Origin of the sequence: Pantoea sp. Tr-811 (genome assembly GCF_011752535.1) — a bacterium.
GTDB lineage: Bacteria > Pseudomonadota > Gammaproteobacteria > Pseudomonadales > Pseudomonadaceae > Aquipseudomonas.
In genome coordinates, this window is record NZ_VWXJ01000008.1 from 288947 (window position 1) to 297835 (window position 8889).

An 8889-nucleotide genomic window follows, 5' to 3' on the forward strand; every position below is an offset into this window, starting at 1 on the left:
ACCATGCCCACTTCCACCTGGGTACAGGCCTGCTGAGCGCGGCCGAGCAGCGCAGCGCCGCGCGCCAGCTGACCCTGGCCATGCTGGCCCTGGGGCTGCTCGGGCTAGGCCTGCTGTGGCGCTGGCTGCTGCCGCAGCAGTACGAAGTCAGCCAACTGCTGCTGGGCGCGGCGTCGCTGCTGGTGGCCATTCCGGTGCTGCGCTCGGCCTGGCACAGCTTGTTGCGGCCCAGCCTGCACGGCATCACCGACCAGTTGATCGGCCTGGCCATGCTCGGCGCCTGGGCCACCGGCGACCTGGCGACCGCCGCGTTGCTGCCGATCATCATGATCTTCGGCCACATGCTTGAAGAGCGCAGCGTGCTGGGCTCCCAGGAAGCGATTGCCGCGCTGGGGCGCCTGACCCGCAGCCAGGCGCGGCTGATTGGCAGCAGCGGCGAGGTACGCGAGGTCGACAATGCCAGCCTGCAGCCGGGCGACCAGGTCGAGGTGCGCGCCGGTGACCGGGTGCCGGCCGATGGCCGGGTGCTGGAGGGGCACGCCAGCCTTGACTGCGCGCCCATCACGGGCGAGGCGGTGCCCCTGGAAGTTGCGCCCGGCATGGACATCCACGGCGGCTCGATCAACCTCGACGGCCTGCTGCGGGTGGAAATCACCCGGGTGGGTGACGATTCCACGCTGGGCAAGGTCATCGCCCTGATGCAGCGCGCCGAGCGCGCCAAACCGCCGATTACCCGCCTGCTCGAACGCCATGCCGGGCGCTACCTGGTGCTGGTGCTGTTGATTGCCGCTGTCACCTGGTTCATCACCAGCGATGCCCAGGCCATGCTGGCGGTGCTGGTGGCGGCGTGCCCCTGCGCGTTGGTGCTGTCGGCGCCGGCCACGGCGGTGGCCGGCATCGCCGTGGCTGCCCGGCATGGCATCCTGATTCGCGGCTCGGCGTTCCTGGAGGAACTGGCCGACCTGACGTCGCTGGTGATCGACAAGACCGGCACCCTGACCTACGGCGACCTGCGCCTGCGCAGTGTCGAACTGGCCGACGCCAGCGTCGACCAGGCCGCCGCCGTGCGCCTGGCCGCCAGCCTTGCCAGTGCCAGCAGCCACCCGGTAAGCCGTGCCTTGGCTGCGTTGGTGGTGCATGCCGAGCAATTGCCGCTGCTCGATGTGCAGGAGCGCCAGGGCTTTGGCATCGTTGCCCAGACGGGGCAGGGTGAGGCGGCGCTAGGGCGGCCAGAGCTGTTCGGCCGGCTGGGCATCGAACACGGGCCGGTGCCGGCCCATGACGGCCCGATTGCCGGCCTGGCCTTGAATGGCCGCTTCCTGGCCTGGCTGCTGCTGGCCGACAACGTACGTGCCGAGGCGGCTGATGCCCTGCAGCAATTGCGCGAGTTGGGCTTGCAGCGCCAGTTGCTGCTGACCGGCGACCGCCGCCGCGTGGCCGATGCGATCGCCGCGCAGGTTGGTGTCAGCCGGGTGGTGGCCGAAGCCTTGCCGCAGGACAAGCTGGCCCAGGTGAACCAGGAGTTGCAGGCCGGTTTTCGGCCATTGGTGGTGGGCGATGGGATCAACGACTCGCTGGCACTGAAGGCCGGTGCGGTGGGCGTGGCGATGGGGGCGGGCGGTGCGGATATCGCGCTGGCGGCGGCTGACATCGTGCTGATCAATGGCGACCTGCGCCGCTTGGGCACCTGCGTGCGCCTGAGCCGTTTGTGCCGGCGTACCTTGCAGGTGAATGTGTTGATCGGCCTGGGCTGGACCTTGGCGATCATGCTGGCGGCGGCGTTTGGTTTGCTGGGGGCCGCGGGGGCGATGATCGCGGCGTTGCTGCACAACTTCAGTACGTTGCTGGTGTTGTCCAATGCCGGGCGGTTGTTGCGCTATGACGAGCGGGGCTGACTGGGGTGGGTAGGTGCCTGTGAGATCGAGCGCCGCCCGCGCGGCGCTTCGCGAGCTGCGCTCGCTCCTACGGAGGCTATCTAAACCGGTAGGAGCGAGCGCAGCTCGCGATGCGCCGCGTAGGCGGCGCTCGATCTCACACGCGCTATCGCTAACCCGGCGCCAAGCCGCTCAGCAGCCGGTGCACCGACGCACTGGCAACGCGATAGTCAAAAGGCTGGGCCCCACCGCGTGGCGCATCCCAACCCCTGCCAAGGCACGACTGGGCCATGGCCCACACCGACGGCAACACATGCTCGGGGTTCACCGCCGCCAGCTTGCCATTGTCCACCCACTGCCGAATCTGCGCGGTGTTCTGCCGTGCCTGGCTCGCCCAACAATCCAGGAAATCCCCCGGAATGCGCCGGCCACCTTCCTTGAGTTCCTGCAAGAACACCTTCGAGGCAAACGGTTGGCCTTCGAACAGTTGCAGCATCGAGGTCACCGTGCGGCTCAAGGCCTCCAGGGGTGCATCGCCATGTTGAAACGGCGCGCATGCCTGCAGGTAGCGTGGGGCAATGTCGGCCAGCACCTGCATATAGAGGTTGGCCTTGGTCTTGAAGTAGTAGAGCACGTTGGAGCGCGGCAGGCTGGCCAGTGCGGCAATCACCGACAGCTTGGTCGCGGCGTACCCCTGCTGGGCGAACGCTTCGCTGGCGGCATCGAGGATAACCCTGCGAACCGGGTCGGGCGCGGGATCATCCGGTGCCTTGGGGGTTTCTCGCGGCAGTTCGAACGGCATGATGTACACGGCAACGATTCCTGGCGGCGCCTGATGCCTCGATCAGCGCGCTGAAGATGGGGAATGCGCAATATACAAAAATATACAGCGAAGGTGCGTGAGAATTATCGGCCAGTTGCTCAGGCAATGGCCTTGGCTGCCGCCAGCACCAGGCCGCGCAGCCACTTCGAGGCCTGGGCCCGGTGCTTGCGTGCGTGCCATAGCTGGTAATAGCGCAGGGGCTGGGCCGGTACCGGGAACGGCTCGATTCGCACCGGCAGCAGTTCGGCGTAATGCCTGGCAAATGCCCGCGTGGTGGTGAACACCAGGTTGCTTTTGACCAGGGCGTAGGGCGCCAGGCAGAAGTACGGCAGGGTCGTGGTCACCCGCCGGGCCAGGCCGCTGCGCTCCAGTTCCGCGCCTATCGTGCCCTGGCCGGAGGCATTGTGGGTCAGCACGTCCAGGTGGTCTGCCTGCAGGTAGGCCTCGCGGTCGAGGGCGCCGGGCGGCACCGGGTGGCCGTCGCGCACCAGGCACACCAAATCGTCATCGCACAATGCCTGCAGGTGCAGGTGTTGCGCCGGGCTGCGCCAATTGCCGATGACCAGGTCCAGCGCGCCTTCCTCCAGCCCGCGGGCATAGCCGCCTTCGGCCTGCAGGTGGGTAAGCTCCAGGGTGGCGAACGGCGCCTGGGCCTGGAAGCGTTCGATGATGGCGGGCACGAAGAACACGCTGAGGTAGTCCGGGGTGCTGATGCGAAAGTGCTGGCGGGTGGTGGCGGGGTCGAAGCGGTCGATCGGGTGCAGCACCTGCTCGATCCCGGCCAGGGCCTGGGCGACGGGCTCGATCAGGCTCTGCCCATGGCTGGTCAGCACCATGCGGCTACCGCTGCGCACCAGCAGGGGGTCGCCGGTGAGCTGGCGCAAGCGGCGCAGGGCCACACTGACGGCGGGCTGGCTTTGCCCGAGGCGTTCGGCACTGCGCGACACGCTGCATTCGGTGAGCAGGATATGCAGCGTGCGCAGCAGCTGGGTGTCGCAGTTGGGCATGGGGCTGGCTACCAGGCAGGAAGGGTTCGGTATATAGATAACTATATACCGATTGGCTGAGCCGTTACCCCCCGTTCGCCAGGCCTTTGACCAGGTCTGCTTTTTCCGCAGTGGCAGCGCCCATCAACACGAAGCCCTGCAACTGCTGCCGGGGGCCGTGGTAGAGGGCGCGAACCTTGGCGATACCCTGTTCGCAATGGCCCAGCAGCTCGGTCGACCAGGCCCCGTGCTCTTCCACCGGCGAGGCGACAATCGTGGGCAACACGCTGGTCTTGATGGTCACCGGCATGGCCGGGTAGGCGACTGCAGTCGGCTGGCCGGCCAGGGTCCGGGCCAGGGCGCGGGCCTGGTGCATGATCGGCAGCACATAGGGCAGCACCCGGTCATGCACCTGGGCGCAGTCACCCAGGGCGTAGACACCCTTGGCACTGGTTTGCAGCCAGGCATCGGTGACGATGCCGCCGGCCACCGCAAGGCCCGCGGCACGGGCCAGCTCCACCCGTGGGGCCAGGCCGATGGCGCTGAGCACGTAGTCCACCTCCAGCACCTGGCCATCGTCCATGCACACCTGCAGCGCCTGGCCATGCTGGCGCACGGCCACGGGCGTCGCCCCCAGGGCCAACCCCACCCCGATCGACTGCAGGGCCTTGGCCATCGCTTCGCCAGCCGGCGCCGGCAACAGGCGGCTCAAGGGCCAGTTAGCGCGGTCGACGATGCTCACCGCATGCCCGGCGTGGCGCAGGTCGTTGGCGAATTCGCAACCGATCAGCCCGCCACCGAGGATGGCGATGCGGCTGGCCTGGCCGATTTGCTGGCGAAAGTGGCGGTAATCGTCAAGGTCGTTGACGGTGATGATCGCGCCCGTGGCGTCGCCTTCCAGCGTTGGGCGCCGTGGGTCGGCGCCCAAGGCCAGCACCAGCGCGCTGTAGCCTTGCACCTGGCCTTCGATGTGCACGCACTGGTTGGCGATGTCGATCCGCTCCACGCGGCTGGCGGTGATGACCTGGGCACGCAACTGCTCGGCCATCTGCGCGGCGCTGTGGGTGACCAACTGCTCGGGCAGCCGGCCACTTTGCAAGGCATTGGACAGCGCGGGCTTGGAATAGAACTCGCCGCCATCGCGGGTGACGATCACCATGGCAACGTCGGGGTCCAGCTTGCGTAGTTCACGGGCCACGGTGTAGCCGGCCAGGCCGCTGCCGAGGATCACCACCGGTTGCGCCACTGCCGGGGCTGGCGGCTGGGCCGTGGCGCTGTCCTGGGGCAGGCGAATCATGTCGAAGTCACCCTTGCCCACGCCGCATTCCGGGCAGAACCAGTCCGGGGGCACATCCTCCCAGCGGGTGCCGGCCTTGATGCCGTCTTCCGGTATTCCCAATGCTTCGTCATAGATGAAGCCACACACCAGGCATTCCCATTTGTACATGCTCGATACTCCCAAGGCAGTTGGCGCTTAGCTGGTAAAGGCGCGGCCCAGGCCCAGCTTGCTCAAGGCGCGGCGGTACGCGGTGGACGAACGGTCGGCGGGAATATGGATTTCCAGCGACAGGTCCAGTGGCAGGTCTTCGGGGCGGCACAGCTCGACGATGTCGCGGTCCTCCTCGAAAACCTGCTGGTTGAAGGCGTACACATCGTCCAGCGGCAGGTCTTGGTCGAAGTTGCGGGTGATGGCGCAGAACATGCGGGTTTTGCGCGCGGAAATCGGGCTGGCGGCGTTGAGAATCACCAACCGCTGCTGGGGGTCGGGGAAGTTGACCGCCAGGCGCGCTGTGAACGGGGCGAATACATCGAAGGTGCGCACCCACTGGAAACCGCTGGGTGCACGGTGCTGCAGGTGCTTGGGGAAATTGCTCACGCTGCTCACGTACTCGGCGTGCAGGCCGTGGGCGGTGAGTTCAGCCTTGTAGGTTGGCACCACCGGGTTGTCGCGGTCGGCGAAGGCATCGTGGTGAATCCAGGCAAAGTGGGCAACATCGATGAAACCCTCCACCTGGCGCCCGGCCGAGGCGGCGATGTCGATCGAAGGGGGCAGGATGCGCTGGTAGCTGGCGTCGTCCCAGGAGGGCATTTCCGGGAACGGTGCGTCGTGGCCGTTAATCAGCACCCAGACCAGGCCGAACGCCTCGCGGGCCGTGTACATCTGGATGCGGTGGCGTTCGGTAAGGTTGGCGTTGGGTTCGGAAGGAATGCGGGTGCAACGCCCGTCGGTGCCGAAGTGCAGCCCGTGGTAGGGGCAAATGATGTTTTCGCCCTGCACCCAGCCACGGCTCAGCGGCGCGCCACGGTGGCTGCAGATATCGCGGGCGGCATTGAGCTTGCCCCCGGCGCGGTACAGCACGATGGGTTCGTCGAGCAGGGTGACGGCATAGGGTTTGTCGCCTACTTCGTGGCCGAAGGCGACGGGGTGCCAGTGGCGGGTGAGGATGTCACGGTCGTGGGGGGTGAACGAGCTGGCCTGGGTGATCGGGTTCCAGGTGACGCTCTGGCAGGCGGTGGCGGAATTGGACATTTCGCTTCTCCTTGTTTTCGAATGGCAAGCACCATTCTGGAGAAGCGATGCCGGCGCGCCCATGGCGCGCCAGGCATGTTGGCTATGTCAGATACGTTATGGTCTCAACGGTGGTAGCGGTGGTCATCGTAATGGGCATTGCGGTGGTGGCGCTCCCAGTCGCGGCGGCGTTCGGCCTCGCGGCGGGCCTGCTCGCGGCGCCATTGGGCACGGCGCCATTCTTCGCGGCGGCGGTCTTCGCTGCGATAGTGCCAACGGCCGTCGCGCCAGTAGCGGTCGTCATGGGCCAACAGTGTGGTGGGTTGGGCATCGGCCACGCTGGCCAGGCTCGGCCAGGGGTTTTCGGCAGCCCTTGCCGGTGCCTGCACGGCCGTTGGGTTGGCCAGGGCAGGGTTCGAGGTGTGCATCGGGTTCGCGTGGGCCGAACCGATGGCGGCGAGTGCGAACAGGCCAGTGAGCAGCAGTCTCGGAAGTTTGATGTTCATGTGCTAGGACAACCCCAGGTTGACATAGGGACATGCACCGGCGCGGCACCTTCGGGTCGCGTTCGGTGCACGCGTGTGCATGTCCCAATAGACAAGTAAATGGGGAAAAGTTCTGGCCGGTCAGCAGTTTAGTGACTTTTGCCCAGGCGACAGGCGGTCAGCGCACGGTCAAAAAGCCTGGTCGCGCAGCCACACCAGGGGGCGCGTGGGGTCGTCGCTGCCCATGCGGGCGAAGGTGGGCGAGTCGAGCATGGCCTTGACCTGGCCGCCAAGGGCCAGCAGGTGCTCGGCAACGTCTGGGCCGATGGGGCCGCTGTCTTCCATCGACACGCCGCTCTGGCTGTGCTGGATGGCCAGGTGGTAATGGCTGGGTTGTTCGCCGCTGGCGGCGAGGATGACCGTGTAGCGCGGGCCGAGCAGGGCGGCCAGGCGCTGTTGCACCAGGGCGAGCAGCGAGGGCGGAACGTCATCGTGCAGTGCCGTGGCCAGCGCGGCGGGTGCGAAGGGGGGCATGGGGTTACCTGTCAGGCCTGTTCATGTAGTTCTCAGCTTAGGCAAGCTGACTGTCAACTTGGGTTAAGCGAGGGTAAAAGCGGGTAATTTGTGTGGCGCGTGTCATCATTGCGCCCTGCCCCCTGGTAGGAGCGAGCGCAGCTCGCGATGGGGCGCGTAGCGGCCCCAGGTTCGCAGCTTCGCAGCACAGAGCGCCGGGGCTGCCTTGCAGCCCATCGCGAGCTGCGCTCGCTCCTACAGGTGTACGGGAATGGAGCTCGCGATGGTGAATCAGAACGTCTGGCCCAGGGAGAACTGGAAGATCTGCGTCTCGGCGTTGTCTGGCTTCTTCAACGGCGCCGCCAGGCTGAAGCTCAACGGCCCCATTGGGCTGTACCAGGTCACGCCGATGCCCACCGACACGGCCAGCTGGTTAAGGTCCACGTTGCCACAGCCCTGGGTGGTGGACAGGTAGCATTTGTCGGCGTACACGTTGCCGGCGTCGACGAACACCGAGCTGCGCAGCTGGCTCTGGTCCTTGACGAAGGGCACGGGGAAAATGTACTCGGCACCGCCCGTCACCAGGATGTTGCCGCCCAGCACGTCGGTGTCGCGGTCGGAGTAATACGCCTGGCCTTCGCTGGCATAGGCACCGGTGGCCGGCGTGCTGCGTGGGCCGAGGGTGCCGTCCTTGAAGCCGCGCACCGAGCCTTGGCCACCGGCGGTGTAGCTTTCGTAGAAGGGCAGGCCGTCGGTGGAGCCGTAGCCATTGCCGTAGCCCAGGCTGGTGTGCAGGCGCAGGGTGGTGTTGTTGCTCAACGGCAGGAAGGTCTGCCCGGTGTAGTCGAGCTTGTAGAACGACAGGTCGCTGCCTGGCGTGGTCGCCATCAGGGTCAGGCTTTGGGAGTGGCCGCGGGTGGCCAGCACGCCCTTGTTCAGGGTCGATTCCGACCAGCCGATCGAGGCCTTGAGGTTGTTGAAGCTTTCGCCTTCGCGCTGGATGAAGTCGTAGATCTCGTCGGCGCTGTAAGTGCCGGGGTTGATGTCGTCGTGCTGCAGGGTCAGGCCGAAGGTCAGGCGCGACGTTTCGTTGATCGGGTAGCCGAAGTTCACCCCGGCGCCGTAGCTGTTGATGGCGTAGTAGGAAACGCCGTCGTCATAGTAGTCGCTGTAGTCGGTGCTGCTGTAGAACAGGTTGTAGCCCAGGCTCACGCCATCTTCGGTGAAGTAGGGGTTGGTAAAGCCGAAGTTGTACTTGGTCTGGTATTCCGAGCGGGTCAGGCCAATCGACACCCGGTTGCCGGTGCCGAGGAAGTTGTTCTGGCTGATCGAACCACCCAGGATCAGGCCGGCGCTTTGGGCGAAACCGACACTGGCGGTGATCGAGCCGGAGGCTTGCTCCTCGACGCTGTAGTTCACGTCGACCTGGTCGTCGACACCGGCTACCGCTGGCGTTTCAACGTTCACGTCCTTGAAGAAGCCCAGGCGCTGCAGGCGGGTCTTGGACTGGTCGATCAGGTAGGTCGAAGCCCAGCCACCTTCCATCTGGCGCATTTCGCGGCGCAGCACCTGGTCTTCGGTCTTGGTGTTGCCGCGGTAGTTGATGCGGTTGACGTAGGCACGCTTGCCCGGGTCGACCACGAACATGATGTCGACGGTGTGGTCCTGGTCGTTCGGCTGTGGCACGCCGTTGACGTTG

The 8889-nt window shown here is 66.2% G+C and carries 8 protein-coding genes; 1 reads left to right on the forward strand and 7 read right to left on the reverse strand.

What is annotated here, in order from left to right:
• Positions 1-80: 80 nt before the first annotated feature.
• Positions 81-1895: a heavy metal translocating P-type ATPase gene (locus F3J44_RS14755; RefSeq protein WP_167273641.1), complete on the forward strand. Its 1815-nt coding sequence runs from the start codon at positions 81-83 to the stop codon at positions 1893-1895.
• 151 nt (positions 1896-2046) lie between these two features.
• On the opposite strand, the gene F3J44_RS14760 is transcribed toward F3J44_RS14755, so the two are convergent.
• From F3J44_RS14760 to bamA, 7 genes are all read right to left on the reverse strand, one after another.
• A complete protein-coding gene (locus tag F3J44_RS14760) occupies positions 2047-2676 on the reverse strand; it encodes a TetR family transcriptional regulator C-terminal domain-containing protein (protein ID WP_167273644.1) in 630 nt (209 codons plus the stop codon).
• 119 nt (positions 2677-2795) lie between these two features.
• A complete protein-coding gene (locus F3J44_RS14765; RefSeq protein WP_167273613.1) occupies positions 2796-3704 on the reverse strand; it encodes a LysR family transcriptional regulator in 909 nt (302 codons plus the stop codon).
• 64 nt (positions 3705-3768) lie between these two features.
• Positions 3769-5130: an FAD-dependent oxidoreductase gene (locus tag F3J44_RS14770; protein ID WP_167273615.1), complete on the reverse strand. Its 1362-nt coding sequence runs from the start codon at positions 5128-5130 to the stop codon at positions 3769-3771.
• A 27-nt stretch (positions 5131-5157) separates the two neighbouring features.
• Positions 5158-6213, reverse strand: coding sequence for an aromatic ring-hydroxylating dioxygenase subunit alpha (locus F3J44_RS14775; protein ID WP_167273618.1), 1056 nt, complete (start codon positions 6211-6213; stop codon positions 5158-5160).
• Between the two features lie 104 nt (positions 6214-6317).
• Complete coding sequence (locus F3J44_RS14780; RefSeq protein WP_167056876.1) at positions 6318-6698, reverse strand: hypothetical protein; 381 nt, start codon at positions 6696-6698, stop codon at positions 6318-6320.
• A gap of 168 nt (positions 6699-6866) precedes the next feature.
• Positions 6867-7211, reverse strand: a complete 345-nt coding sequence (locus F3J44_RS14785; RefSeq protein WP_167056873.1) for a hypothetical protein — start codon at positions 7209-7211, stop codon at positions 6867-6869.
• 270 nt (positions 7212-7481) lie between these two features.
• On the reverse strand, positions 7482-8889 hold a 1408-nt coding region (gene bamA, locus F3J44_RS14790; protein ID WP_167273620.1), incomplete at its 5' end, for an outer membrane protein assembly factor BamA.